Annotated in this window: 22 protein-coding genes and 1 pseudogene; 12 read left to right on the forward strand and 11 right to left on the reverse strand. The window is 72.2% G+C overall.

Translation table 11 applies throughout. From position 1 onward, the window contains the following. Positions 1-58 precede the first annotated feature (58 nt). Positions 59-1,090: a sigma-70 family RNA polymerase sigma factor gene (locus AB0C22_RS06085; protein WP_219469930.1), complete on the forward strand. Its 1,032-nt coding sequence runs from the start codon at positions 59-61 to the stop codon at positions 1,088-1,090. A gap of 56 nt (positions 1,091-1,146) precedes the next feature. Here AB0C22_RS06085 and AB0C22_RS06090 read toward each other — a convergent pair whose 3' ends face one another. Beyond that, positions 1,147-2,484: a glycoside hydrolase family 43 protein gene (locus AB0C22_RS06090; RefSeq protein ID WP_357533781.1), complete on the reverse strand. Its 1,338-nt coding sequence runs from the start codon at positions 2,482-2,484 to the stop codon at positions 1,147-1,149. A gap of 79 nt (positions 2,485-2,563) precedes the next feature. Between AB0C22_RS06090 and AB0C22_RS06095 the strand changes: the two genes are divergently transcribed. Next, positions 2,564-3,745 carry an ROK family protein gene (locus AB0C22_RS06095; RefSeq protein ID WP_219461234.1) on the forward strand — a complete coding sequence of 394 codons (1,182 nt, stop codon included), beginning with the start codon at positions 2,564-2,566 and terminating at the stop codon, positions 3,743-3,745. 248 nt (positions 3,746-3,993) lie between these two features. Here AB0C22_RS06095 and AB0C22_RS06100 read toward each other — a convergent pair whose 3' ends face one another. Then, positions 3,994-6,372 (reverse strand): excinuclease ABC subunit UvrA, encoded by a 2,379-nt coding sequence (locus AB0C22_RS06100; protein ID WP_357533784.1) that lies wholly within the window; start codon positions 6,370-6,372, stop codon positions 3,994-3,996. Positions 6,373-6,441: 69 nt separating this feature from the next. After that, the gene (locus AB0C22_RS06105) at positions 6,442-6,852 is read right to left on the reverse strand and encodes a RidA family protein (RefSeq protein WP_219461227.1); all 411 of its coding nucleotides are present in this window, start codon (positions 6,850-6,852) and stop codon (positions 6,442-6,444) included. 71 nt (positions 6,853-6,923) lie between these two features. Here AB0C22_RS06105 and AB0C22_RS06110 point away from each other — a divergent pair, with 71 nt between their 5' ends. Together AB0C22_RS06110 and AB0C22_RS06115 are read left to right on the forward strand one after the other, a co-directional pair. Continuing rightward, complete coding sequence (locus AB0C22_RS06110; protein WP_219461224.1) at positions 6,924-7,298, forward strand: helix-turn-helix domain-containing protein; 375 nt, start codon at positions 6,924-6,926, stop codon at positions 7,296-7,298. 484 nt (positions 7,299-7,782) lie between these two features. Next, the gene (locus tag AB0C22_RS06115; protein ID WP_219461221.1) at positions 7,783-8,316 is read left to right on the forward strand and encodes a hypothetical protein; all 534 of its coding nucleotides are present in this window, start codon (positions 7,783-7,785) and stop codon (positions 8,314-8,316) included. Positions 8,317-8,372: 56 nt separating this feature from the next. Here AB0C22_RS06115 and metH read toward each other — a convergent pair whose 3' ends face one another. Next, positions 8,373-11,888, reverse strand: a complete 3,516-nt coding sequence (metH, locus tag AB0C22_RS06120; RefSeq protein WP_357533786.1) for a methionine synthase — start codon at positions 11,886-11,888, stop codon at positions 8,373-8,375. 259 nt (positions 11,889-12,147) lie between these two features. On the opposite strand from metH, the gene AB0C22_RS06125 reads away from it, so the two are divergent. Continuing rightward, entirely contained in the window at positions 12,148-13,017 is an 870-nt protein-coding gene (locus AB0C22_RS06125; protein ID WP_208566261.1) for a PAC2 family protein, read from the forward strand. A gap of 159 nt (positions 13,018-13,176) precedes the next feature. After that, the gene (locus AB0C22_RS06130) at positions 13,177-13,968 is read left to right on the forward strand and encodes a GntR family transcriptional regulator (RefSeq protein WP_219461215.1); all 792 of its coding nucleotides are present in this window, start codon (positions 13,177-13,179) and stop codon (positions 13,966-13,968) included. Positions 13,969-14,107: 139 nt separating this feature from the next. On the opposite strand, the gene AB0C22_RS06135 is transcribed toward AB0C22_RS06130, so the two are convergent. Next, positions 14,108-14,914, reverse strand: a complete 807-nt coding sequence (locus tag AB0C22_RS06135) for a LysE family transporter (RefSeq protein ID WP_357533789.1) — start codon at positions 14,912-14,914, stop codon at positions 14,108-14,110. On the opposite strand from AB0C22_RS06135, the pseudogene AB0C22_RS06140 reads away from it, so the two are divergent. After that, a pseudogene (locus AB0C22_RS06140) lies at positions 14,915-14,983 on the forward strand (Lrp/AsnC ligand binding domain-containing protein); the annotation flags it as partial. A gap of 175 nt (positions 14,984-15,158) precedes the next feature. Here AB0C22_RS06140 and mshC read toward each other — a convergent pair. From mshC to AB0C22_RS06170, 6 genes are all read right to left on the reverse strand, one after another. Then, entirely contained in the window at positions 15,159-16,397 is a 1,239-nt protein-coding gene (mshC, locus tag AB0C22_RS06145; protein ID WP_219461210.1) for a cysteine--1-D-myo-inosityl 2-amino-2-deoxy-alpha-D-glucopyranoside ligase, read from the reverse strand. Positions 16,398-16,464: 67 nt separating this feature from the next. Then, positions 16,465-17,280 carry an SCO1664 family protein gene (locus tag AB0C22_RS06150; protein WP_219461206.1) on the reverse strand — a complete coding sequence of 272 codons (816 nt, stop codon included), beginning with the start codon at positions 17,278-17,280 and terminating at the stop codon, positions 16,465-16,467. Beyond that, complete coding sequence (locus AB0C22_RS06155; protein WP_208566267.1) at positions 17,277-17,855, reverse strand: DUF3090 domain-containing protein; 579 nt, start codon at positions 17,853-17,855, stop codon at positions 17,277-17,279. Before AB0C22_RS06155 ends, AB0C22_RS06150 begins: the two co-directional genes overlap by 4 nt. Positions 17,856-17,958: 103 nt before the next feature. Continuing rightward, entirely contained in the window at positions 17,959-18,663 is a 705-nt protein-coding gene (locus AB0C22_RS06160) for a histidine phosphatase family protein (RefSeq protein WP_208566268.1), read from the reverse strand. Positions 18,664-18,754: 91 nt separating this feature from the next. Beyond that, entirely contained in the window at positions 18,755-19,591 is an 837-nt protein-coding gene (locus AB0C22_RS06165; protein WP_219461202.1) for an undecaprenyl-diphosphate phosphatase, read from the reverse strand. Continuing rightward, a complete protein-coding gene (locus tag AB0C22_RS06170; RefSeq protein WP_219461199.1) occupies positions 19,588-20,640 on the reverse strand; it encodes an LLM class F420-dependent oxidoreductase in 1,053 nt (350 codons plus the stop codon). The genes AB0C22_RS06165 and AB0C22_RS06170 overlap by 4 nt, the downstream gene beginning before the upstream one ends. Positions 20,641-21,096: 456 nt before the next feature. On the opposite strand from AB0C22_RS06170, the gene AB0C22_RS06175 reads away from it, so the two are divergent. The 5 genes from AB0C22_RS06175 to AB0C22_RS06195 all read left to right on the forward strand — a co-directional run bounded on the left by AB0C22_RS06175 (position 21,097) and on the right by AB0C22_RS06195 (position 25,678). Beyond that, a complete protein-coding gene (locus tag AB0C22_RS06175) occupies positions 21,097-22,068 on the forward strand; it encodes an aldo/keto reductase (protein WP_208566271.1) in 972 nt (323 codons plus the stop codon). A 542-nt stretch (positions 22,069-22,610) separates the two neighbouring features. After that, complete coding sequence (locus AB0C22_RS06180; protein WP_255470009.1) at positions 22,611-22,733, forward strand: hypothetical protein; 123 nt, start codon at positions 22,611-22,613, stop codon at positions 22,731-22,733. Positions 22,734-22,803: 70 nt separating this feature from the next. After that, positions 22,804-23,907, forward strand: coding sequence for a ThiF family adenylyltransferase (locus AB0C22_RS06185; protein WP_208566272.1), 1,104 nt, complete (start codon positions 22,804-22,806; stop codon positions 23,905-23,907). Then, positions 23,904-25,112, forward strand: a complete 1,209-nt coding sequence (locus tag AB0C22_RS06190; RefSeq protein WP_357533792.1) for a hypothetical protein — start codon at positions 23,904-23,906, stop codon at positions 25,110-25,112. Before AB0C22_RS06185 ends, AB0C22_RS06190 begins: the two co-directional genes overlap by 4 nt. Next, positions 25,109-25,678: a DUF3105 domain-containing protein gene (locus AB0C22_RS06195; protein ID WP_219461182.1), complete on the forward strand. Its 570-nt coding sequence runs from the start codon at positions 25,109-25,111 to the stop codon at positions 25,676-25,678. Before AB0C22_RS06190 ends, AB0C22_RS06195 begins: the two co-directional genes overlap by 4 nt. The last annotated feature ends 22 nt before the right edge of the window (positions 25,679-25,700 follow it).

Genomic DNA, 25,700 nt, shown 5'->3' on the forward strand with positions numbered 1-25,700 from the left:
CGTGCGGCTCTTACACGGTGCAGACTCCCGGCGTGGGGCAGAATCGTCGGTCGTGAGCATGATTCTCGCCGACATCACGGCCGACGACCACGAGGCGACGCTGACCCGGGCCCGGGGCGGGGACGACGCCGCGTTCACCGCGCTCGTCGCGCCGCTGCGGCCGGAGCTGCACGCGCACTGCTACCGGATGCTCGGTTCCCCGCACGACGCCGACGACGCGTTGCAGGAGGCGCTGCTGCGGGCCTGGCGGGCGCTGCCCCGGTTCGAGGGGCGCAGCTCGCTGCGGACCTGGCTCTACACCGTGGCCACCCGCACCTGCCTGGACCTGTCCACCGGGCGGGGCCGGCGGGCGTTGCCTGTCGACCTGGGGCCGGCCAGCGAACACGCCGTGCCGGGCAGCGCCGCCGCCGACCACGTCCGGTGGCTCGGCCCGTATCCCGACGCCGCCCTGGTCGCCGGCCCGGCCGCCCCCGACGCCCGCTACGAGCAGCGGGAGGCCGTCGAGTTGGCGTTCGTCGCCGCGCTGCAACACCTGCCCGGCAACCAGCGCGCCGCGTTGCTGCTGTTCGACGTGCTCGGCTTCACTGCCGCCGAGATCGCCGCCATGATGGGCACCTCCACCGGTTCGGTCAACTCGGCGTTGGCGCGGGCCCGCCGGGTCGTCGCCGAGCGGGTGCCGGCCCGCAGCCAGCAGCGGACCCTCCGCACGCTCGGTGACGCCCGGCTGCGGGAGGTCGCCGCCGGCTACGCCGCCGCCCTGGAGAACGGCGACGCCGACGCCCTGGTCGCCCTGCTCACCGAGGACGTCACCTGGTCGATGCCACCGCTGCCGCACTGGTACGCCGGCCGCGACGCGGTGCTGGACTTCGCCCGGACCATGCCGTTGGGCAGTTGTGGCAGCTGGCGACACGTGTCGGTGGCGGCCAACGGGCAACCGGCGGTGGCCAACTATCTGCGCACGGGCGACACCGGCCCCTACCTGCCGTGGTCGATCACGGTGCTGACGGTGCGCGACGGCCGGATCGCCCAGCTCGTCTCGTTCCTCGACGACACCCTGTTCCCGGCGTTCGGCCTGCCCGCCACCCGCTGACGGCCGGGGCCGGCCGGTGGACGTGGCTGCGCCCACCGGCCGGCCCCGCGCCGGGCTCAGGCCAGCGGCGTGGTGAGGGTGTACGAGGCGTCCCCGGCGAAGGTGCTGCCGGCGGCGTACGGGTCGACCCGCAGCACGTAGTCGTAGTGGCGCAGGTAGCGGCCGGGGTGGTTCCACGACTCGAACGAGTAGCTGCCGCCCCCGGCCAGCCCGGTGCGGCTGCAGAAGGTGGCGTCCCCGGCGAAGACGGCGCTGCCGTCGTTACCGGCGAGCCGCATCGTGAAGTCCCAGTGCCGCAGGTAGGAGCCGTTGACCGCGCGGAACGAGTAGCAGGACGCGTTGGCCAGCCCGGGGACGATCTGGAAGGTGGCGTCCTGCCGGTCGGCGAGCGGGCTGCCGCTGCCCAGCACGTCGATGCGGGCGACGTTGTCGCGGTGGCGGACGTAGCGGTCGGGGAAGTTCGCCGAGCGCAGCGAGCGGTTGCCGGTGGGCGGGGCGGAGCTGTCCCCGACGCTCTCCCTCAGCACGGTGAAGTGGCGCACCGTGCCGGACAGCCCGGCCAGTTCGGTCTTGCCGGTGAAGCCGTACAGGTCGCTGCTGTCGGCGGAGTAGTAGCGGCCGGCGCCGTACTGGTCGAAGTAGATGCGCCACCGGTTGTCGGGCAGAGGAACCAGGGCGGGGCCTTCCAGGCCGGAGCCCCAACCGGCCCAGTTGCCGGTGCCGGCCCAGCTCCACGGGCCGGTCAGCGCGGGGGCGGTCGCGTGCTCGATGTACTTGGTGGTCTCGTTCTTCATGAAGTTGTGGTAGGTGTTGCCGACCTTGACGATGAAGCTGTCGATGTGGTTGGTGCCGATGCCGGCGAGTGCCGCCGGGGCGCTCCACGCCGACAGCGCCGCGTTCGTCGCGGTGATCCGGTACGGCTGGAACTGCCCGGCCGTGCCGGTCTGCGAGACGGACACGACGACGTGCACGCTGCCGTCGCTGTCGACGAACCACTCCGGGGCCCAGGTGCTGCCGTTGGCCGGCGCGACGGAGATGGTGACGTTGCGCTGGAACGTCCAGGTCAGGTAGTCGCTGCTGCGGGCGATGCCGATGGTGTTGCCGGTCCAGCCGGTGGTGTAGACGAGGTAGTAGTAGCCGTCGGTGTGCCGGATGACGCTGGGGTCGCGGACCAGCCCGGACGGCGGGGTGTAGGCGTTGGCCCGCTGGAGGGTGAACCGGGTGGCGTCGGCCGAGTCGTAGACGTACATGTTGGATTCGCTGCTGTTGGTGAACGCGGTCATCAGGTAGTGCGGGACCGGCCCGGCGGCGTTGGCCCGCGCGGGTGCGGCGACCAGCAGGCCACCGAGCATGCAGAGCACCGCCGCCAGAGCGGCGTAACGGAGACGTCCCATCGACACACCTCTTCCCCATAAATCGACGGTTGTCATCCTGCACTATTGCCAAGGGTTTTCGTAAGTGTTGCGATAAGCCATGGCCCGGACCTCCCGCGACATCCGCTCCGCCAACCGCCTCACCGTCGTCCAGCAGGTCGTCGCCGCCGGCACCACCAGCCGGCAACGCCTCGCCGCCGACACCGGCCTCAGCCTCGGCACCGTCGCCACCCTGGTCGGCGAACTCACCGCCCTCGGGCTGCTCACCGAAGCGGGCCGGGAGGACTCCGGTGGCGGCCGGCCCCGTGGCCTGGTCACCGCCGACCCGCACGGCGGACTGCTCGTCGGCGTCGACGTCGCCGAGACGTACGTGCACGTCGACCTCTTCGACACCACGCTGACCCGGCTGGCCGGGGCCGAGGAGCCACTGCACCCGCTGGAACGCCGCCCCCACCAGGTGGTCCGGCACATCGTCAGCGGTGTCGACGCCGTCCTGGCCGGCACCGACGCCCGGGTGCTCGGCGTCGGCGTCAGCGTCCCCGGGCAGGTCGACCGGGAGGGCGGCGTGTCGGTGTTCGCACCGAACTGGGACTGGCACGACGTACCGCTGCGGGACCTGCTCGCCGACGGCCTGGCACTGCCGCTGCACCTGGACAACCCGCTGCGCGCGGCGGTGCTCGCCGAGCTGTGGGCCGGGGCCGCCCGGGGCCGCGACGACGTCGCCGTGATCAACCTGGGCACCGGGGTCGGCGCGGGCCTCGCCTTCGGCGGCACCCTCTACCGGGGTGGCAGCAACAGCGCCGGCGAGTGGGGGCACACCACCCTGGTCCTCGACGGGCGGCTGTGCCGGTGCGGCAGCCGGGGCTGCGTGGAGGCGTACGTCGGTGCACCCGGCATCATGCAGACCCTGCGCGACCTGGCCCCGACCAGCCCGCTGCTGCACCCCGAGGACCAGACCGCCACCCTCGACGCCCTCGCCGCCGCACTGGCCGCCGACGATCCCACCGCCGCCAAGGTGGTCGCCGAGACCGCCCGCTACCTCGGCGTCGCCGTCGCCGACCTGGTCAACCTGATCAACCCGGAGGTCGTCGTGCTCAGCAGCTGGGTCGCCGACCGGCTCGGCGACCGGCTGCGCGACGAGGTCCGCACCGTCGTCGCCCAGCACGCGCTGCGCCGCCCGCTCGCCGCCACCGAAATCGTCCGCTCCCCCGTCGCCGGCAACCCCGTCAGCCTCGGCGCGGCCACCCTCGCCCTGGAGGGCTTCCTCACCAGGGGACGCTAGCCCGCCGCGCGGCGACGCCGCGTCGACCAGGTCCGTCGATGCCCTGACGCCCCCGGTGCCGGAGGCGGCTGCTCCCCGCCGCCCCCGGCACCGTCGGGTCCGCGCCCCGCCCGCCCCGGCCGGACCGTCCCCGCGACCCGCACCGGCCGGACCGTCCCCGCGACCCAGCCCGGCAGGCCCCGGTCACGCGCGGCCCGGCGGGCGCAGGGCGAGCCGGCCGGGGGTGGTCCCGGCAGGGCAGGGCGGCGTCAGCGGGCGACGTAGGCCGCGAGGTGTTCGCCGGTCAGGGTGGAGCGGGCGGCGACCAGATCGGCGGGGGTGCCCTCGAAGACGACCCGCCCGCCGTCGTGGCCCGCGCCGGGACCGAGGTCGATGATCCAGTCGGCGTGTGCCATCACCGCCTGGTGGTGCTCCACGACGATGACCGAGGTGCCGGCGTCGACCAGCCGGTCGAGCAGGCCGAGCAGCTGGGCCACGTCGGCGAGGTGCAGCCCGGTGGTCGGCTCGTCGAGGACGTAGACGCCGCCCTTGTCGGCCATCCGGGTGGCGAGCTTGAGCCGCTGCCGCTCACCGCCGGAGAGCGTGGTGAGCGGCTGGCCGAGGCGCAGGTAGCCGAGCCCGACGTCGGCGAGCCGGCCGAGGACGGCGCTCGCCGCCGGGGTACGCGCCTCGCCCGCACCGAGGAACTCCGCCGCCTCGGTCACCGACATCGCGAGCACCTCGCTGATGTCCCGACCGCCGAGGCGGTATTCCAGCACGGCGGCCTGGAACCGTCGGCCCTCGCACTCCTCGCAGACGGTGGCGACCCCGGCCATCATCGCCAGGTCGGTGTAGATGACACCGGCGCCGTTGCAGCCGGGGCAGGCCCCCTCGGAGTTGGCGCTGAAAAGGGCGGGTTTCACCCCGTTGGCCTTCGCGAACGCCTTGCGGACCGGGTCGAGCAGTCCGGTGTACGTCGCCGGGTTGCTGCGCCGCGACCCCCGGATCGCCCCCTGGTCGATCGCCACCACCCCGTCGCGCCCCGCCACCGAGCCGTGGATCAGGGAACTCTTGCCCGACCCGGCCACCCCGGTGACCACCACCAGCACGCCCAGCGGAATGTCGACGTCGACGTCGCGCAGGTTGTGGGTGTCCGCGCCGCGTACCGGGAGGACGCCCGACGGGGTGCGCACCGCCGGCTTCACGGCGGCCCGGTCGTCCAGGTGCCGCCCGGTCAGGGTGCCGCTGTCGCGCAGCCCGGCGACGGTGCCGGCGAAGACCACCTCGCCACCGGCCGAGCCGGCACCCGGGCCGAGGTCGACCACGTGGTCGGCGATCGCGATGGTCTCCGGCTTGTGCTCCACGACCAGCACCGTGTTGCCCTTGTCCCGCAATCGCAGCAGCAGGTTGTTCATCCGCTGGATGTCGTGCGGGTGCAGCCCGACGGTGGGCTCGTCGAAGACGTAGGTGACGTCGGTCAGCGAGGACCCCAGGTGGCGGATCATCTTGGTCCGCTGCGCCTCCCCGCCGGACAGGGTGCCGGCGGGGCGGTCCAGCGACAGGTAGCCGAGGCCGATCTCCGCGAACGAGTCGAGCAGCCGTTGCAGCCCGGTCAGCAGCGGGGCCACCGAGGGTTCGGCGAGGCCGCGCAGCCAGCCGGCGAGGTCGCTGAGCTGCATGGCGCAGACGTCGGCGATGTTCTTCCCGGCGATCTTCGACGACCGGGCCTCCGGGCCGAGGCGGGTGCCGGCGCAGTCGGGGCAGGTCGTGAAGGTCACCGCCCGTTCCACGAACGCCCGGATGTGCGGTTGCAGGGTGTCGACGTCCTTGGCCAGGTACGACTTCTGGATCTGCGGGATCAGCCCGGCGTACGTCAGGTTGATGCCGTCGATCTTGATCTTGGTGGGCTCCCGGTGCAGCAGGTCGTGCAGCTCGGTCTTCGTGTACCTGCGGATCGGCTTGTCCGGGTCGAAGTAGCCACAGCCCCGGAAGATCCGGCCGTACCAGCCGTCCATGCTGTAACCGGGGATGGTCAGCGCGCCCTCGTTGAGCGACCTGCTGTCGTCGTAGAGCGCCGACAGGTCGATGTCGGTGACCGCGCCCATCCCCTCGCAGCGCGGGCACATGCCGCCGAGACGGTGGAAGGTCGCCTTCTCGGTCTTCGTCCGGCCCGCGCCCCGCTCGACCGTGATCGCGCCGCTGGCCCGGACCGAGGGGACGTTGAACGAGTACGCGTTGGGCGGGCCGATGTGCGGCTGCCCCAACCGGCTGAACAGGATGCGCAGCATGGCGGTGGCGTCGGTGGCGGTGCCGACGGTGGAGCGGGCGTTCGCCCCCATCCGCTCCTGGTCCACGATGATCGCCGTGGTCAGCCCGTCGAGCACGTCGACCTCGGGTCGGGCCAACGTCGGCATGAAGCCCTGCACGAAGGCGCTGTAGGTCTCGTTGATCAACCGCTGGGACTCGGCGGCGATCGTGCCGAACACCAACGAGCTCTTGCCCGACCCGGAGACCCCGGTGAACACGGTCAGCCGGCGCTTCGGGATCTCCACGTCGACGTCGCGCAGGTTGTTCACCCGCGCGCCCTGCACCCGGATCAGATCATGGCTGTCGGCACCGTACGGCCCGGGCGAGCGGTCGTCCGTCATCGCGTCTCTCCCACCATCGGACGGGCCACCGGCGGATCATAGCCGGCACGACGCCCCTGAGCTCGCCGCTCAGTCCAGGATCGCCGTCGCCTCGACCTCGACGAGGACGTCGGGCTCGAAGAGGTAGTCGACGCCGATGAGCGACGACGGGGGCAGCGGCTGCGGCAGGCCGAGTTCCCCCGCGACATCCTCGACCCCGGCCATGAAGTCGCCGATCCGCTCCGGCGACCAGTTCGTCACGTAGAACGTCAGGCGGACGACATCCGCGAAGCCCGCGCCGGCACCGGCCAGGCCGTGTCCCGTGCTGCGCAGCGCCTGGGCGACCTGACCCCGTAGGTCGCCGGTGGCGACCGGCCGGCCAGCCTCGTCCCGACTGATCTGGCCGGCCACGTGGACGTGGCGTGACCCCGACGCGACTGCGACGTGGTGATAGGGGACGGGCTGCATCATGCCCTGCGGCGAGAAAAGCTGGACACCCATCTGGCTTCCTTCCTCTTGGGTAGCTCATGGATACCTGGTGCGCCAAGGAAACTTCAACGAGACTAAGTGTCATGGCAGTTACCGACCCCCTCGCGGCAGAACGCCTCCAGATCACCCCGCCGCACCGTGAACTCCTGGACCAGGTCCTCGACAAGTGGTCGTTGGAGGTGCTCCACCAGCTCTGCGAACGACCATCCCGGTTCAACGAACTGCGCCACGCCATCCCCGCCGTGTCCCAGAAGTCGCTGAGCGCCACCCTGCGCCGGCTCGAACGCAACGGCATCGTCGCGCGACACGTCCTCTCCTCCCGGCCGGTCGCCGTCGAGTACCGCATCACCCCGCTGGGCAAGACCCTGCGCAACCCGGTCGACGTGCTGCTCGACTGGGCCGGCCAGCACCTGCCCGCCATCGAAGCCGCGCGCCGGGCCTACGACCAGACCACGTAGGGCCACCGCCGGCGTGGGCGTGGGACACGCTTCGCGACCGACCGGTGTCGCCGATATCGCGACTTCCGCCCCACACCACACCCCTTTCGGTGGCAATTACACGCAAGCCAGTCAATTAATGGGGCCAGGTGGCAAATGGTCGGCCGGACGGCATGGATAAAACAGTCGGGCTAACCGCATAACCCTCCACCTCAGACAATCACCACCAGTTCGCCACACGCCTGATACCACCGCACACCGCACGCCTCGGCCAGCATCTGCCGATATAGCTGGACTCCGGTCGCTCTTCTCCAGCGAATTGGGGCCCCCAAAAGCCTGTGAGCAGGAATAACACCCGACCGTGCCCCTGATTCGACGAGCGGACCAATGCCGGCTCGACCGTACCGACCGGTATCCATTGCGCTTCTGAAAATGACAGGGATAACCTACGCATCGGATCACCCACCCCGGTCAATTTCCTCGGGGTCCACTGACAGGAGATGACGTGCTCAAACGCGTTGCAACGGTCGCAATCACCCTGCTGGCCTGCATTGCAGGCACCGGCGCGGTGGCCATTCCGGCGTACGCCTCGGAACCGGAGTGTTCCCTGAATTGCGACGGCGGCGGCAGCGGTGGCGACCCCGTCCCGCCCACGCCCACGTCTCCGCCGGGACCTGCGTACAACCTGCAGGGCGTCATCCAACTGGAGAGCGTCGGTCACGAGGGAAACTGGCCACTGCGCGTCGGCGGGATCAAGGTCCGCGGCTACTCCCGGCTCGCCACCTGGGGCAACGACCGGGTGGACGCCAACTACATCAACGTCCGGTGCTCCGCCACCGTGCTCGCCTACGTCTCAAACGACTACGACTCCGAGAACAACGGGGCGCTCGTCGACGTGACCTTCTGGTCTCCGACCGTCCCGGTCACCGGGGTCCCCGTCCAGTCCCGCACCGTCACGGTCCGCTGCACCCACCACGCCGAGAAGAACGGCGTCAACTACGACGCCACCAGCACCGCCCAGTTCGTCATCCCCGAGTGACCTGCGGTGGGGCCGGCCCGTGGTCTGGGCCGCCCCCACCGGTCCGGGTCAGGGCGTCACTTGGCGTTGAAGTAGTTGGCCTCCGGGTGGTGCACCACGATCGCGTCGGTGGCCTGCTCCGGCACCAACTGGAACTCCTCCGACAGCTGCACGCCGATCCGCTCCGCCCCGAGCAGCTCCACGATCTTGGCCCGGTCCTCCAGATCGGGGCAGGCCGGGTAGCCGAACGCGTACCGGCAGCCCCGGTAGTCGTTGCGCAGCAGCCCGGCCAGATCGGTCGGGTCGCCGGTGGCGACCGTGCCGCCGCCTGGGAGGGTCAGTTCGGAGCGGATACGCCGGTGCCAGTACTCGGCGAGCGCCTCGGTGAGCTGCACGGACAGCCCGTGCACCTCCAGGTAGTCGCGGTACTCGTTGGCGGCGAACATCTTCGCGGTGTACTCGCTGATCGGCTGGCCGACGGTGACCAGCTGCAACGCCACCACGTCGAGCCCGTCACCCTTCGGGCGGAAGAAGTCGGCCAGGCAGAGCCGGCGTTCCTGCCGCTGCCGGGGGAACGAGAACCGGGCCCGCTCGCTGTTGCCGTTCTCGTCCAGGATCACCAGGTCGTTGCCTTCGGAGTACGCCGGGAAGTAGCCGTACACCACGGCGGCCTCCAGCACCTGGTCGGCGATGAGCCGGTCCAGCCAGTAGCGCAGCCGGGGCCGCCCCTCCGTCTCCACCAACTCCTCGTACGACGGGCCCTGGCCGCCCCGCGACCCGCGCAGCCCCCACTGGCCGAGGAAGGTGGCCCGCTCGTCCAGCAGGGACGCGTAGTCGGCCAGCGGCACCCCCTTGACCACCCGGGTGCCGAAGAACGGCGGGGTGGGCACGGCCACGTCGGTCGCCACGTCGGAGCGCACCGAGGCGTCGTCCAGCTCCGGCAGCACCTCGGTGACCATGGTGCGCTGCTTCTCCCGGCGGGCCCGCCGGGCCGCCAGCGCGGCCTCCCGCTCCGGGTCGATCACGGGTGCGCCACCGCGCTTGGCGGTCATCACCCGGTCCATCAGGGCCAACCCCTCGAAGGCGTCCCGCGCGTAGTGCACCTGGCCGGGGAACATCGCCCGCAGGTCGTCCTCGACGTACGCGCGGGTCAGCGCCGCCCCGCCCAGCAGCACCGGCCACCGCTCGGCCACCCCGCGCGAGGCCATCTCGGCGAGGTTCTCCTTCATGATGACGGTGCTCTTGACCAACAGCCCGGACATCCCGATCGCGTCGGCGCGGTGTTCCTCGGCGGCGTCGAGGATCGCGGTGATCGGCTGCTTGATGCCGATGTTGACGACCTCGTAGCCGTTGTTGGACAGGATGATGTCGACCAGGTTCTTGCCGATGTCGTGCACGTCGCCGCGCACGGTGGCCAGCACGATCCGGCCCTTGCCGCCGTCCTCGACGGCCTCCATGTGCGGCTCCAGGTAGGCCACCGCCGTCTTCATCACCTCGGCGGACTGGAGCACGAACGGCAGCTGCATCTGCCCGGAGCCGAACAGCTCACCGACGACCTTCATCCCGTCCAGCAGGATGTCGTTGATGATGGACAGCGGGCTGCGCCCCTGCGCCATCGCAGTGTCCAGGTCGGCCTCCAGGCCGTTGCGCTCGCCGTCGATGATCCGTCGCTTGAGCCGCTCGTCCAGCGGCAACCCGGCCAACTCCTCGGCCCGGGTGGCCCGCGCCGAGGCGGCGTCGACCCCCTCGAACGCCTCGATGAACCGCTGCACCGGGTCGTAGCCCTCGCGCCGCCGGTCGTAGATCAGGTCGAGGGCCACCTCCCGCTGCGCCTCGGGGATCTTGGACATCGGCAGGATCTTGCTGGCGTGCACGATCGCCGAGGTCAGCCCCGCCTGCACGCACTCGTGCAGGAACACCGAGTTGAGCACCTGCCGGGCCGCCGGGTTGAGCCCGAAGGAGACGTTCGAGATGCCCAGGGTGAAGTTGACCCCGGGGTAGCGGGCGGCGATCTCCCGGATCGCCTCGATGGTCTCGATGCCGTCCCGGCGGGTCTCCTCCTGGCCGGTGGCGATCGGGAAGGTCAGCGCGTCGATGAGGATGTCCCCCCGGTCCATCCCCCACCGGCCGGTCAGGTCGTCGATCAGCCGGGCCGCGACCCGGACCTTCCACTCCCGGGTACGCGCCTGCCCCTCCTCGTCGATGAGCAGCGCCACCACGGCCGCGCCGTGCTCGGCGATCACCGGCATCACCCGGGCGTAGCGGGAGCCGGGGCCGTCGCCGTCCTCGAAGTTGACCGAGTTGACCACGCAGCGCCCACCGAGCATCTCCAGCCCGGCCTCGATGACCTGCGGCTCGGTGGAGTCCAGCATGATCGGCAGGGTGGACGCGGTGGCGAACCGGCCGGCCAGCTCCCGCATGTCCTGGGTGCCGTCGCGGCCGACGTAGTCGACGCACAGGTCGAGCAGGTGCGAGCCGTCGCGGGCCTGGCTGCGGGCCACCTCGACGCACGCCTGCCAGTCGGCGGCGAGCATCGACTCACGGAACGCCTTGGAACCGTTGGCGTTGGTCCGCTCCCCCACCATCAGCACCGAGGCGTCCTGGGCGAACGGCACCGGGTGGTAGATCGACGAGACGCCCAGCTCATGCCGGGGCTCCCGGGGTGCCGGGGACGCGTCGTGCAGCCGCTCGGCCAGCGCCCGGATGTGCTCCGGGGTGGTGCCGCAGCAGCCACCGATCAGCCCGACGCCGTACTCGCCGACGAACCGCTCCAGGGCGTCGGCCAGCTCCACCGGGGTCAGCGGGAAGTACGCCCCGTCGGCGGTCAGCACCGGCAGGCCGGCGTTGGGCATCACCGACAGCGGGATCCGGGAGTGCTGCGACAGGTAGCGCAGGTGCTCACCCATCTCGGCCGGGCCGGTCGAGCAGTTCAGCCCGATCAGGTCCACCCCGAGCGGCTCGATGGCCGCCAGCGCCGCCCCGATCTCGCTGCCCACCAGCATCGTGCCGGTGGTCTCCACCGCGACGTGACAGATGATCGGCACCTGCTGGCCCAGCTCGGCCATCGCCCGCTTGGACCCGACCACGGCCGCCTTGACCTGCAACAGGTCCTGGCAGGTCTCGATGATCAACGCGTCCGACCCGCCGGCGATAAGCCCGGCGGCGTTCTCCTGGTAGGCGTCCCGCAGCGTCGCGTAGGGGGCGTGGCCGAGGGTGGGCAGCTTGGTGCCGGGGCCGATCGAGCCGAGCACGAAGCGGGGCCGCTCGGCCGTGGTGTACGCGTCGGCGGCCTCCCGGGCGATCCGTGCGCCGGCCTCCGACAGCTCCCGGATGCGCTCCGGGATGTCGTACTCGGCGAGGTTGGCGAGGTTGGCACCGAACGTGTTCGTCTCGACACAGTCCGCGCCGGCCGCCAGGTATTCCTCGTGCACACCGCGGACCACGTCGGGGCGGGTCACGTTGAGGATCTCGTTGCAACCCTCCAGCCCCTCGAAGTCGTCGAGGCTCAGGTCAGCCGCCTGGAGCATCGTCCCCATCGCGCCATCGGCGATGAGGATCCGGTCGGCCAGCACATCCCGCAACGAAGTCCGCACAGGTTCAGGTTAGTGCGAGGATCCCGACGATTGTCGACGCCCGGCCCCGTCCCACTATGTGTCCATCCGCTCATCGGGTCGGTTCGTACCGGTTCGGGGGCGGGGTGGGTCGGCGGACCGGCGCGGCCGACGGGCCACGCGCCGCGCCGGGACGTAGGCTGGCGGACGTGAAGGACATCAGGGACGCCACCGTGCACGGCGGGCGGGTGACCGGGTCGACCCCCGGCACCGTCGGCGACGAGCGGGGCGAGGTGACGGCGTGACCGAGTTCGACGGGCTGCCGGTGTTGCGGTCCCCGGTGGCGATCGCCGCCTTCGAGGGGTGGAACGACGCCGCGGACGCCTCCACCGCCGCCGTGGAACACCTGGAGCAGGTCTGGCAGGCCCGGCAGATCACCGAGATCGACCCGGAGGAGTTCTACGACTTCCAGGTCAGTCGGCCGACGATCACGATGTCCGACGGCGAGACCCGCCGGGTGGAGTGGCCCACCACCAAGTTCGTGGTGGCCAGCCCCGAGGGCACCGAACGCGACGTGGTGCTGATCCGGGGCATCGAGCCGAGCATGCGCTGGCGCACCTTCTGCGAGCAGGTGCTGGAGATCTGCCACAGCCTGGAGGTCGAGCGGGTGGTGCTGTTGGGCGCGTTGCTGGCCGACGTGCCGTACACCCGGCCGTTGCCGATCAGCGGCAGCGCCTCCGACGCCCAGGCCGCCCAGCGCTACCAGCTCACCCCCACCCGCTACGACGGGCCCACCGGCATCGTCGGGGTGCTCCAGGACGCCTGCACCCGGGCCGAGGTCGACGCGGTGTCGTTCTGGGTGCACGTGCCGCACTACGCCAACAACCCGCCCTGCCCGAAGGCCACCCTCGCCCTGCTGCACCGGGTGGAGGAGGTGCTCGACCTGCCGGTCCCGATGGCCGACCTGGCCGAGGAGGCCGCCGAGTGGGAGCAGCGGGTCCGCAGCGCCGCCGAGCAGGACGCCGAGCTGGGTGAGTACGTCCGCGAGCTGGAGGAACGGGTCGGTGACGCGGGCATCACGCCGTTGACCGGTGACGAGATCGCCCAGGAGTTCGAGAAGTACCTGCGCCGCCGGGGTGGCTCCGCCGGCCCCACCGCCGGCTCCTGGTAGTCGTTCTTCGCATTCCTGGTAGTCATCTTTCGGGTTTCTGGCAGTTGTCTTCGAAAGGCCCCGGACGTCGCGGCGTCCGGGGCCTTTCGGCGTGTCCGGGGTGGCGTCGTCACGTCCTCTAGGGCATCCTAGGAACCTAGCTGTCAGGAGGAGGCGGGCGTGCAGATCAACCCGGGGACCGCCGAGTTCCCGCACCGGCAGATCGCCGCGCAGCTCAAGGCCCAGGTGCGCCGGGGCGACTGGGGGCCGGGCGAGCGGCTGCCATCCATCCCGGCCATCGCCGAGCTGTTCGGGGTCGCGAAGCAGACCGTGCAGCGCGCCATCGACCAGCTGCGGGTCGAGGGCATCCTGATCACCAAACCCGGCTCCGGTACGTACGTGCGGGGCACCCGGCGGCGACTCAACCGGCTCTCCCGGGGCCGGTACGGCGGCTTCCGGGGCTACCACGCCGACCTCGCCGCCCGGTACCGCCAGCAGCTCGTCTCCGTCGGTCGGACACCCGCCCCGCCCGAGGTGGCCGACGCGTTCGGGATCCCCGACGGCACCGAACTGCTCTGCCGCCGGCACCTGGTACGCACCGACGAGTCCCCGGTGGAGGTGGGCGCGTCGTGGTTCCTGCCGAAGGACACCGCCGGCACCTCCCTGGAACGGGCAGAGGCATTCGGTCGACCGCTCTACCAGGAGGCCGAGGAGGCGACCGGCCGGCGGTACACCACCGCCGCCGACACCATCAGCGCCCGCCAGCCCAGCCGGGAGGAGGCGGAGACCCTCCAGATCCGCCCCGACACGCCCGTGCTGCACCTGCTGCACGTCGCCTACGACGCCCACCGTAAGCCGATCGAGGTCGCCCAGGCCACCTGGCCCGGCCCGATGACCACGCTGACCGAGGAGTACCAGATCCCCGCCCCCGCGCCGGACCCCGACCCCGACCCCGGCCTGGTCCTCGGCTGATCCCGCCCGGGCACCGCCCGCCGTCCCGGCCCCCGCACGGCCGGGCAGCACCGCGCGGGGGCCGGGCGGCAGTACCGCAGGCCGGGCAGGGGTGGCGCGGCTCGCGGGACGGCACCGGGCGCACGGGGCCAGCCGTGCCTCAGGTGACGGCGGTGACCACGACGACGGCCGCCCCAAGCGCGACGACGATCAGGGAGGCGACCACCCCGAGCAGGTCGGCGACCCGTACCGGGACGGTGGCGCCCAGGGCCGCGCCGATCGCGGCGAGGCCGGTCTGCCACAGCAGGGAGGCCAGCCCGGCAGCGACGACGAACACCCCGGGCCCCGTCCAACTGCCCGGCACGGCGTTCACCGTCCCGGCCAGGGCGAAGAAGTACACCAGGGTCAACGGGTTGACCGCAGTGAGGAGCACGAAGCGGACGTAGACCGGTCCGGCGGCGGTCCGGGCCGGACGCTCCCCACCGCCGCCGTTCCGCTCGGCACCGGCCCGGTCCCGCAGGGCTCCACCGGTGCCGTTCCGCCAGGCCTCGCCGGTGGCGTTCCGCTCGGCACCGGTCCCGTCCCCGGGGGCTCCACCGGTGGCGTTCCGCTCGGCACCGGCACCGTCCCGGCGGGCTCCGCCGCTGGCGTTCCGCTCGGCTCCGGCACCGGCGGGGCGTGCCGGGGCGCGGCGCAGGGTGACCAGTTGGTGGCAGCCCAGCCCGACGATCACCAACCCGGACAGATAGCGGGGGGCGTCGCCCCACGAGGCGATCACCGGCGCGAGCGCCGCCCCGGTCAGCAGCGCGCCGAGGCAGTAGAGGGTGTCGACGGTAGCGACGCCGGAAGCGGCGGCCAGGCCACTGCGGTGGCCACGCAGCATCCCCTCCCGGACGACGCCGGGACCGACTACGAGGCGTTCGTCGATGCCATCGCCCCGATCGAGCAGATCGTCGACGCGGTGCACATGACCGGGCCGTACGACTATCTGCTGCGGGCCCGGCTACGGGACACCGCCGCCCTGGACGCGTTGCTGCGTCGGCTCAAGAAGAGCTGCGGCGTGGTGCAGACCCAGACGCGGGTCGCGCTGCGCCAACCCGCCCCGCAACCCCGCAACGGGGCTCAACCCCACCACAACTCCATGATCGACGAGCCGGACGGGGCCACGCGGAGTCCGGCCAGGGGCCGTGCCGTGGTCGGGGCGGGTGGGGTTAGAGGCGGATGCCGAGCAGGGCGTCGACGGTGGTGGCGAAGAGGGCGGGGGCCTGCGGGTCGTCGGTGGTGCCGGCCAGCGCCGCATCCGCCCAGCCGTCGGCCAGGGCGAGTGCGCCAGGGGTGTCCAGGTCGGCGCCGAGGCGCTCGCGTACCCCGGCGAGGAAGGCCGCGCCGGACGGCCCGGACGGCGCGGTAGCGGCCCGCCGCCACCGGTCCAGCCGCTCCTGCGCGGCGGTCAGCACGTCGTCGGTCCAGGCCCGGTCGGTCCGGTAGTGCCCGGACATCAGGCCGAGCCGGACGGCCATCGGATCCACCTGGTCGGCGCGCAGCCGGGAGACGAAGACCAGGTTGCCCTTGGACTTCGACATCTTCTCGCCGTCCAGGCCGATCATGCCGGCGTGCACGTAGTGGTCGGCGAAGGGGGCGGTGCCGGTGAGCCGCTCCGCGTGGGCGGCGGAGCACTCGTGGTGCGGGAAGATCAGGTCGTTGCCGCCACCCTGCACGTCGAGCCGGTCACCGAGCAGGTTGAGCGCGATCACGGTGCACTCGATGTGCCAGCCGGGCCGCCCCGGGCCCAGCTCACCGCCCGGCCAGGACGGCTCGCCGTCGCGCGCGCCGCGCCACAGCAGCGGGTCGAGCGGGTCGCGCTTGCCGGCCCGTTCCGGGTCGCCACCGCGCTCGGGGAAGATCTCCAGCATCTGCTCCCGGGTCAGGTTCGACTCGTAGCCGAACGCGGGGGCGGCAGCGATGTCGAAGTAGACGTCGCCGGTGCCGTCGTCGAGCCGGTAGGCGGCACCGCCCTTGAGCAACTCCTGCACCCGGTCGGCGATGTCCGGGATCGACTCGACCGCGCCGACGTAGTACGCCGGCGGGATGATCCGCAACGCCTCCATGTCCTCGCGGAACAACGCGGTCTCCCGCATCGCCAGGACCTTCCAGTCCTCCCCGTCACGCTCGGCGCGTTCCAGCAGCGGGTCGTCGATGTCGGTGACGTTCTGCACATACCGGACGGTCAGACCGGCGTCACGCCACATCCGCTGCACCAGATCAAAGGTGATCATGGTGGCGGCGTGCCCCAGGTGGGTGGCGTCGTACGGGGTGATGCCACAGACGTACATGGTGGCCGGGCCGGCAGGGCTGCTCGGGTGGACACCACGCCGCGCCGAGTCGTACAAGCTCAGTGGCCCGCCGTCGCCCGGCAGCCGTGGCACCTCGTGTCCCGCCCAAGACTCCATGACCGTCAGCCTAACGAGCCGTCCCGCCGCCGGGCACGGTCGCCCGGGTGATCAACACGACAACGGCTCACATGGGCGGCCAGGGCATCGCCGGCCACTCCTGCGGCGGCAACGGGAAACGACCGGTGTCCCGCAACCGCCCCACCCGGGCCCCCACCTCGGCGACCTCGCCGAGGGTCAGGTGCTCCGCCAACTCCTCACCCAACTCGCCGGCAAGCTGCCCGGCGAGGGCGTCGAGCACCTGCACCGCATCCGCCGGGAGCTGGCGGCCCGCCCACCCCCACAGGACGGTCCGCAGCTTGTCCTCGACGTGGAAGCAGACCCCGTGGTCCACCCCGTAGATGCGGTCGTCCGCGCCGGCCAGCACGTGCCCGCCCTTGCGGTCGGCGTTGTTGAGCACCGCGTCGAGCACCGCCAGCCGGGCCAACCGGGGATCGTCCGCGTGTGCCAGGGCGTACGCCGCCCCGTCGTCGTCGCGGGCGGCGGCCACCGGGAACCAGCGTGGCGGCACCGCCTCGGCCGGCACGAACCCGACCAGCGGATCGGCGTCGTCCGGCTCGTCGATCCAGAGCTGACACGACCCCGGCCCGAGCGGCCCGTCCCGCAGCACCGTCGGCGGGACCAGGTCCCAGCCGGTGGCCCGGGAGACCAGGTAGGCGGAGACCTCCCGGCCGGCGAGGGTGCCGTCGGGAAAGTCCCAGAGCGGGCGCTCGCCGCGCACCGGCTTGTAGACGCAGCGGGCCGTCCGGCCGTCCAGGGTCAGGATCGCCCGCAGGGTGGTGTTGGAGGCGTCGACCAGCCGCCCCTCCAGCTCCAGTTCACCGTCGCACAGCAGCCGGAGCGCGGCGTCGGCGTCCTGACGCCGCACCTCCGACGAGGTCACCGGTGGTAGCCGTTGTGCCGGGGGCAGAGGTGCCCGGCCGGGTCGAGCGGCTGCCCGCACAACGGGCAGGGCGGACGGCCGGCGTTGACCACCCGGCGGGCCCGTTCGATGAACTCGCGGGTCGCCTCGGGGGTCAGCCGCACCCGCAGCCGGTCGAGGTCCTCGTCCGGCTCCTCGTCGTCGTCCTCGTCGGCCTCGTCGTCGTCGCCCAACTCGACCTCGGCCTCCCCCTCGCCGGCGGCGATCGCCTCGATCACCACGGTGGCGGAGTCCACGTCGAAGGCCAACCCGAGGGTGCCGACCCGGAACTCCTCGTCGACCGGGTTGTCCAACGGGTCGTTGTCACCCACGGCCACGGGCGCCTCCGGCAGCTCGACACCGAACCGGCGCTGCGCCTCGGAGAGGAGCTCCTCCAGCTTTTCGGCGAGCAGGGAGACCTGCACCTTCTCCAGCGCGACGCTGACCAGCCGACCGCCACCGCGGGCCTGGAGGAAGAACGTGCGCTCCCCCGGTGGCCCGACGGTCCCGGCGACGAACCGCTCCGGCGGCTCGAAGGCGTGCACCTGGTGGGTCATACCCACGACCCTATCCGGAGCGTGGAACGGTCGCGCAAGGCACCGACGCCGAATCAGCCGAGGGCGAAACGGCGCGACCCGGGTGCGACGTCGGACCGCCGGCTCAGCCGGCGGTCCCCGCACCCCCGCCGACGGCCGCGTCGGAGTCGGCCGGTCGGGTCGCCCGACGCCGCCGCCGGGCCGGCGGCGGCACCAGTGCGGCCAGGTCACCGCCGGTGTCGTTGAGCCGGACCAGGAACGGCCGCAGCGAGGTGTAGCGGATCGCGGTGACCGAGGCCGGGTCGGCGACGATGCGTTGGAACAGGTCCAGGTGCACCCCGAGGGCGTCGGCCACGATGGCCTTGATCACATCGCCGTGACTGCACGCCAGCCAGACCGCCTCCGGCCCGTGCTCGGCGGTGACCCGGGCGTCCCAGGCCCGCACCGCGGCGACCGCGCGCGCGGACATCTGCGCCATCGACTCCCCGTCGGGGAATACGGCCGCGCTGGGATGCTGCTGCACCACCGGCCAGAGCTTCTCCTTGGCGAGCTTCTTCAACGGCTGCCCCTCCCAGGCGCCGTAGCCGCACTCGATCAGCCCCTCCTCGACCACCGGCGCGGCCTGCGGGAGCGCCAGGTCGAGGGTCTGCCGGCAGCGGATCAGCGGACTGGTGACCACCGCCGCCAACGGCAGGCCACGAAGCCGCTCGCCGACCGCGGCCGACTGGGCCCGCCCGGTGTCGTCCAGCTCGACCGGCTGCCGGCCGGCCAGCCCGCCGTCGGCGTTCGCGGTCGTCCGGCCGTGTCGCAGAAGCAGAAGGGTCGCCACGCCCCCACCCTAGGGGCAGGTGGCACGGCGACGGCCCCCGACACCGGCTGGTGGTGTCGGGGGCCGTCGGGTCCGGCGGGCCGGCGTCGGGTCAGGTGGCGCTGATCGTGCCGGTGAGCAGCAGCGCCAGTACCAGGGTGCCGAGCGCCACCCGGTAGAGGACGAAGACGTAGAGGGTGTGGTGCGCCACATAGCGCAGCAGCCAGGCGATGGCCGCGTAGCCGATGCCGAAGGCGATGATCGTGGCGACCACCATCTGCGCCACCGAGGGCACCGAGGTGCCCGGCGCGGCCGGCTCGAAGACGTCCCCGACGCTGAAGATGCCGGACATCACCACCGCCGGGATGGCCAGCAGGAACGAGTACCGCGCGGCGGCCTCCCGGGTCAGGTTGAGCAACAGGCCGGCGGTGAGCGTGCCGCCGGAGCGGGACACGCCGGGGACCAGCGCCATGGCCTGGGCGAAGCCCATCACGATGCCGTCGCGCATCCGGAAGTTCGCCAGGGTACGGGTCTGCCGGCCCCAGTACTCGGCGAAGGCCAGCACGAAGGCGAAGACGATCAACGTGGTGGAGACCACCCACAGGTTGCGCCCGGCGGTGCGGATCTGGTCCTTGAACAGGAAACCGAACAGCCCGATCGGGATCGAACCGACGATCACGTACCAGCCCATCCGGTAGTCGAGGCTGGAGCGGACCGAGGCGTCCCGGATGCCGACCAGCCAGGTCCGGGTGATCCGCCAGATGTCCTTGGCGAAGTAGATGAGCACGGCCGCCTCGGTGCCCAGCTGGGTCACCGCGGTGAAGGACGCGCCCGCGTCCCGGTCGAAGAAGATCGCCGAGGTGATCCGCAGATGCCCCGACGAACTCACCGGAAGAAACTCGGTGAGCCCCTGGACGATGCCCAGGACGATGGCCTCGACCCAGGTCACTCGCCGACTCCCGAGAGGTCGAGGGCCTCGGCGACGGTACGCAGGGTCTGCACGCCGCTGTCCCGGTCGGCCACGAACAGGGTGACCGACAGGGTGGTCACCCCGGCGGCCGCGTACTCCCGCATCCGCTCGGCGATGCGTTCCTTGGGGCCGAGCAGCGAGGTGCGGTCGATGAACTCCATCGGCACCGCCGCCGCCGCGTCCCGCTGCTGCCGGGCCAGGTAGAGATCCTGGACCTGCCGGGCGGCGTCGCCGTAGCCCATCCGGGTGGCCAGCTGGTTGTAGAAGTTCTGCTGCCGGCTGCCCATCCCGCCGACGTAGAGGGCGGCGTACCAGCGGACCAGCTCGGCGCAGGAGGCCACGTCGTCGCCGACCACCACCGGCACCGACGGCACCACGTCGAAGCCGGCCAGCTCCCTGCCCGCCTTCGCCCGTCCGGCCCGCACCGAGGCGAGCTGCTCCTCGGCGAACTCGGGGGCGTAGAAGACCGCCAGCCAGCCGTCGGCGATCTCACCGGCCAGTTCCAGGTTCTTGGGGCCGACGGCGGCCAGGTAGATCGGGATGTGCTCGCGTGGCGGGTGGAAACCCAGTCGCAGCGCCTTGCCGGGGCCGTCGGGCAGCGGCAGCGTGTAGTGCTCACCGGCGTAGGCGACCTCCTTGCGGGCCACCGCCAGCTTCACGATGTCGACGTACTCGCGGGTGCGGGCGAGCGGCTTGGCGAACCGGACGCCGTGCCAGCCCTCGGAGACCTGCGGGCCGGAGACGCCCAGGCCGAGCCGGAACCGGCCGCCGGAGAGGGCGTCGATGGTCGCCGCGGTCATCGCGGTCATCGCCGGGGTACGGGCGGGGATCTGCATCACCGCGCTGCCCACGTCGATCCGCTGGGTCTGGCCGGCCATCCAGGCCAGCATGCTCGGGGAGTCCGAGCCGTACGCCTCCGCCGCCCACACCACCGAGTAGCCGAGGCGGTCCGCTTCCTGGGCGAGCGCCAGGTGGTCCGCCGGCATGCTCCACGCTGTCTGATATCCGAGGCTGAGCCCGAGTCGCACTGATCCTCCCCATCCCGCACCACAGGTCGCATCAGGTTACGCAATGCCATGGGTCCCGTCGGAGACCGGCTCACCCCCGGGCACCGCGTCCGCCGACACCGGCGGGCCGAGCCGGTCGGGCCGAGCCGGTCGGGCCGAGCCGGTCGGGCCGAGCCGGTCGGGCCGAGCCGGTCGGGCCGAGCCGGTCGCGGGTACGCCGACGTAGGCCGGTGCGGGACGGGCGGTGACGGCCGGTCGGGTCGGCCGGGCGACCGACGTCGGACGGGGTGGCGACGGGCGGCCCACGTCGGACGGGCAGCGGCGGGTGGGCGGGGTCGACAACCAGCGACCGGATCGGCGCATCGGGTGCACAACGCGCCACCGGGGGCGGCGGTGACGGTCGGATCGGCGACCCGACAGGCAGAGATGCCGGGAGCAAGGATATCGGTTGCGCCGGGTTCGAAATAAGGTTCACCCATGCAACAGCGACCGCTCGGCCGAAGCGGGCTGGCGGTTTCCCGGCTCGCGCTCGGCACCATGACCTGGGGCCGGGACACCGACGCCGACGACGCGGCGGCCCAGCTGAAGAGTTTCCTCGACGCGGGCGGCAACCTGGTCGACACCGCCGACGTGTTCGCCGACGGGGACGCCGAGTCGGTGCTCGGCTCGCTGCTGGGCACCCTGGTCCCCCGGGAGGACGTGCTGATCGCCACCAAGGCGGGTCTGCGGCCGGGCAGCGGCCGACGGCGCGACGGCTCCCGGGGGCACCTGCTGCGGACGCTGGACGGCTCGCTGCGCCGGCTCGGCACCGACCACGTCGACCTGTGGCAGGTGCACGGCTACGACCCGGACACCCCGTTGGAGGAGACCCTCGCCGCGTTGGACCACGCGGTGGCTTCCGGCCGGGTCCGCTACGTCGGGGTGTCGAACTTCTCCGGCTGGCAGACCGCCCGCGCCGCCGCCTGGCAGGCCGCCTGGCCGGGGCGGGCCCCGGTGGTCGCCACCCAGATGGAGTACTCACTGCTGGAGCGGGGGGTGGAGCGGGAGGTGCTGCCGGCCTGCGCCGCGCTGGGCCTGGGCGTGCTGCCGTGGTCGCCGCTGGGGCGGGGGGTGCTGACCGGCAAGTACCGCAACGGCCGCCCGGCGGACTCCCGGGCCGCCTCGGCGCACTTCGAGCCGTTCGTCGCCACCTACCTGGAGCCGCGCTGCTCCAGCATCGTCGAGGCGGTGAGCATCGCCGCGGGCGGGCTGGGCGTGTCGCCGCTGGAGGTGGCGCTGGCCTGGATCCGGGACCGGCCGGGGGTGACGGCGCCGATCCTCGGCGCCCGCACGGTCGGCCAGCTGCTCGGCGCGTTGCAGGTGGAACGGATGACCCTGCCGGAGGAGATCACCACGGCCCTGGACGACGTGTCCGCCGTGCCGGCCGGCTACCCGGAACGCGAGGGCTGACCCGCCCCGCACCGGAGCGGGGGCTGGACCCGGACCGTCCCGGTGCCGGAACGCGGAAGGCTGACCCCGGGCCGCCACCGGACGCCGGTGGGGTCGTCGCCGTGCCCCGACGGGCGTCGGACCGTCCTCGCCCGCCCACGCCGGCCGGGCGGCTGCCGTGCCCGCAGCGGGCCGACGGTGTGGCAGTCCGGCCGCAGCGGGCCCCGGCGGCGACCCCGCACAAGGTAGCGGAACGCCCCAAAAGCGCACCGGAGCGCGTCAATTCCGCCGATCATCCTTTACCAACTGTCACACCCCCATAATTCGATCCACCCGCTGGTGTGTGTTCCGCCCGAATAGGCGGGCTTCGACGCCCCTGGCGCGCTTTTGGCCCGGCTTTGTTCGTCCGCTTTCCGGCGGCCCTGCCCGAAAAGGGATTACCGCCCTCGCGGGCCACCTGATCCGGCCCCCGAAAACATTGTGGCGAACCAATGGCGGTGCTCTAATGATTGCGGCGCGAGCGACCCCCGCCGCGCCGTTTCTCCCATTTCGTTGGAGGACCCGTGGACCGTAAGACCGACGTCAAGCGCAAGCCCGCCAAGGTCGTCGTGCGCAAGCTCGAGCGGCTCGAGACCACCGTCGCCATCATCAGCGAGCCGGGCTGCCGCAACGACGTCTGCGGCTGACCCACCCCGTTTCGGCCGGGGCGCGGCGTGCCGCGCCCCGGCCGGCCATCTTCCAGGAGGTCTTCGCCCGATGCAGCGGCCCCGGATCAAGGGCATCCACAAGCCGGTACGGCTCCGCCCGACGCTGATCAACATCGGTGGTCGGCAGCTGGGGATCGGCGCGGAGATCGACGACGAGGACGGCAGCCTCTGGGCGCTGCTCGGTCTGATGGACGGCACCCGCACCCGGGCCGAGATCGTCGCGGCGCTGCTCGCCGGGCACCCGGAGATGACGGCCGACGAGGCGACCGACGCGCTGGAGACGATCATCGACGCCGGGTACGTGGAGGACGCCGCCGCGCCGCCCCCGCCCGAGCTGAGCCCGGCGGAGATCGACCGCTACGACCGGGCGTTCACCTACCACGCCTGGGTGGATCTCACCCCGCGTACCTCCCGCTACGAGGTGCAGGCCCGGCTCAAGGCGGGCCGGGTGGTGGTGCTGGGGCTCGGCGGCTCCGGTTCGGCGGTGGCCGCCTCGCTGGTGGCCGCCGGGGTGGGCACGGTGCACTGCGTCGACTTCGACGTGGTCGAGACGGGCAACCTGACCCGGCAACTGCTCTACACCGAGGACGACATCGGCGCCGCCAAGGTGGACACCGCGGTGGCCCGGCTGCGCCTGATGAACTCCCACGTCACGGTGACCGGCGAGGAGGCCCGGGTCGACTCGACGGCGGACGTGGCGGCGTTGATGCGCGACCGCGACCTGCTGGTGCTCTGCGCCGACCAGCCCCGGCACGCCATCCGGGAGTGGACCAACCGGGCGGCCCTGGCCACCGGCACCCCCTGGATGCTCGCCCAGTACGCCGGCCCGATGGCGGTGATCGGTCTCTTCGTGCCCGGTCAGACCTGCTGCGAGGCGTGCCTGCCGAGCGTCACCGACCGGCTGCGTGAGGAGCACGGCACCGAGCCGGAGGAGCTGTTCGGATTCACCGGGCACGCGGTGATCGCCCCCACCGCCAACCTGACCGGGCACCTGGCCGCCCTCGACGTCGTCTACCACCTCGCCGGCATCCCGACGACCACCCGGGGCCGGATGTTCCACCTGAGCCTGACCGACCTGACCTATCACTACGTGGTCAATCCCCGGCCCGGCGTGAAGTGCGACACCTGCGGCTGGTTCCAGGAGGAACGGTGACCGTGCTCGGGTTGGACAGCCACCCTCCGGTGACCCACCTGGTGGTCCGCCAGGAGGAGGACGACGAGTACGTCGTCGGCGACCTGGCCAGCGGAAACTTCGTGGTGGTGCCCGAGGTGGGGGCGCGGCTGGTGGCGCTGTTCGCCGCCGGCCGGACCGTCGCCGAGGCCGCCGACGAGGTGGAACGCGAGACCGGTGAACCGGTCGACGCGTTGGACTTCGTCGAGGTGCTGGTCGAGGCGGGCATCATCCGGGTGCAGGAGGGGCCGCCACCGGCACCGGCCCGACCCTGGTCGGTGTCGCGCATCCCGGCCCGGCTGGTCCGGCCGTTGTTCGGCCGGGTGGCCTGGACGATCTACGTCGGCGCGTTGCTGGCCACCCTGGCGATGTTCGTCGCCGAGCCGTCGCTGCTGCCCACCTACGAGGACACCTTCATCTTTCCCGACGTGGTGCTCAGCCTGCTGATCACCAATGTCACGGTGGCCCTGCTCACGGTGGTGCACGAGGCGTGGCACGCGTTCGCCGGGGCGGCCGTCGGCGTACGGTCGCAGCTGCGGTTGGAACGCCGGGGGATCTTCCCGGTGCTGGAGACCGACCTGACCGGGCTCTGGGCGTTGCCGCCGGAACGCCGCTACGGCCCGTTCCTCGCCGGTATGGCCATCGACGGGATCCTGCTGTTCGCCGCCGTCGCCCCACGGTTCGCCTGGTCGCGGGGCTGGCTGGAACTGCCGCCGGGGATGGTGCGGTTCCTCGCCATGGTGGTGTTCAGTCAGGCCGTCAAGCTGGCCTTCCAGACGCTTGCCTATCTGCGCACCGACATGTACCTGGTGATGGCCACCGCGACCGGCTGCCGCAACCTGCACGAGGTGACCCGGCTCAGCGTCAAGAAATGGATTCGCCGGTTGACCCCGGCCGAACGCGCCGTGCTGCGTGACGCACACGCCCGGGATCTGCGGGTGTCCCGCTGGTACCGATTGTTGTATGTCGCCGGAGTAATCTGGATGCTCTGGTTCGCCATCCATTTTCTGCTACCGGGGGCGAAAGTGACCCTGGGGTGGGCCGCCGGGGTGCTGACCGGCGCACCGTTCGGCAGTGCCTACTGGTGGGAGGGAATTGCGCTGGCGGCTTTCGCCTCGCTCAACATTCTGCTTCCACTCGGGGTGATCGTGCGTAATCGTTACCGCGCCGGAAGGTTGGCCACGTGAACCGCAGATGGCTCGGCCCGGTGGTCAGCGTGGTGGTCACCGTGCTCAGTGTGGCGACCATGTCCAGCCTCGGGGTGGGGGTGTTGATCAACCTGGTCGGCGGGGACACCGCGCTGCCCTGCGACCGGCTGCCCGGCACCGCGCAACCGTTCGAGGGCGACCGGCACATCGCGTACGAGGGGGCGCCGCACGAGCCGTACCGGACGCTCCCGCCGACGTCGGGGCCGCACTCGCCCCGGGTGGTGGTGCCGGGCATCTACCGCGACGCGGTGCCGGAGGAACTCCAGGTGCACGCGCTGGAACACGGCCACGTGCTGGTGCAGTACGCCCCGGACGTCCCGCCCGGCGATGTCGAGAAGCTGGAGCGGCTCGGCCGCCGGCATCCCCGAGACGTGGTGGTGGCCCCCTACCCACCGCTGGGTCACGGCATCGGGTTGACCGGTTGGCAGCGGCTGGACCGGCTGGACACCCTCGACGAGCGGGCGGTCGAGGAGTTCATCGAGCGGATCGCCGGCCGCTACGACCATTCCTGGCAGCACGGGGCGACCGACTGTGTGTCGGGGTGACGGGTGGGGCTGAGCGCAGCAG

The organism is Micromonospora sp. NPDC048894 (assembly GCF_040649765.1).
GTDB classification, from domain to species: domain Bacteria; phylum Actinomycetota; class Actinomycetes; order Mycobacteriales; family Micromonosporaceae; genus Micromonospora; species Micromonospora antibiotica.

Coding starts and splice junctions, on each gene's coding strand:
- AB0C22_RS06085 (WP_219469930.1), top strand. CDS start 59: ATGATTCTCGCCGACATCACGGCCGACGACCACGAGGCGACGCTGACC.
- AB0C22_RS06105 (WP_219461227.1), bottom strand. CDS start 6,852: ATGGGTGTCCAGCTTTTCTCGCCGCAGGGCATGATGCAGCCCGTCCCC.
- AB0C22_RS06175 (WP_208566271.1), top strand. CDS start 21,097: ATGCAACAGCGACCGCTCGGCCGAAGCGGGCTGGCGGTTTCCCGGCTC.
- AB0C22_RS06155 (WP_208566267.1), bottom strand. CDS start 17,855: ATGACCCACCAGGTGCACGCCTTCGAGCCGCCGGAGCGGTTCGTCGCC.
- AB0C22_RS06090 (WP_357533781.1), bottom strand. CDS start 2,484: ATGGGACGTCTCCGTTACGCCGCTCTGGCGGCGGTGCTCTGCATGCTC.
- AB0C22_RS06110 (WP_219461224.1), top strand. CDS start 6,924: ATGGCAGTTACCGACCCCCTCGCGGCAGAACGCCTCCAGATCACCCCG.
- AB0C22_RS06095 (WP_219461234.1), top strand. CDS start 2,564: ATGGCCCGGACCTCCCGCGACATCCGCTCCGCCAACCGCCTCACCGTC.
- AB0C22_RS06100 (WP_357533784.1), bottom strand. CDS start 6,372: ATGACGGACGACCGCTCGCCCGGGCCGTACGGTGCCGACAGCCATGAT.
- mshC (WP_219461210.1), bottom strand. CDS start 16,397: ATGGAGTCTTGGGCGGGACACGAGGTGCCACGGCTGCCGGGCGACGGC.
- AB0C22_RS06185 (WP_208566272.1), top strand. CDS start 22,804: ATGCAGCGGCCCCGGATCAAGGGCATCCACAAGCCGGTACGGCTCCGC.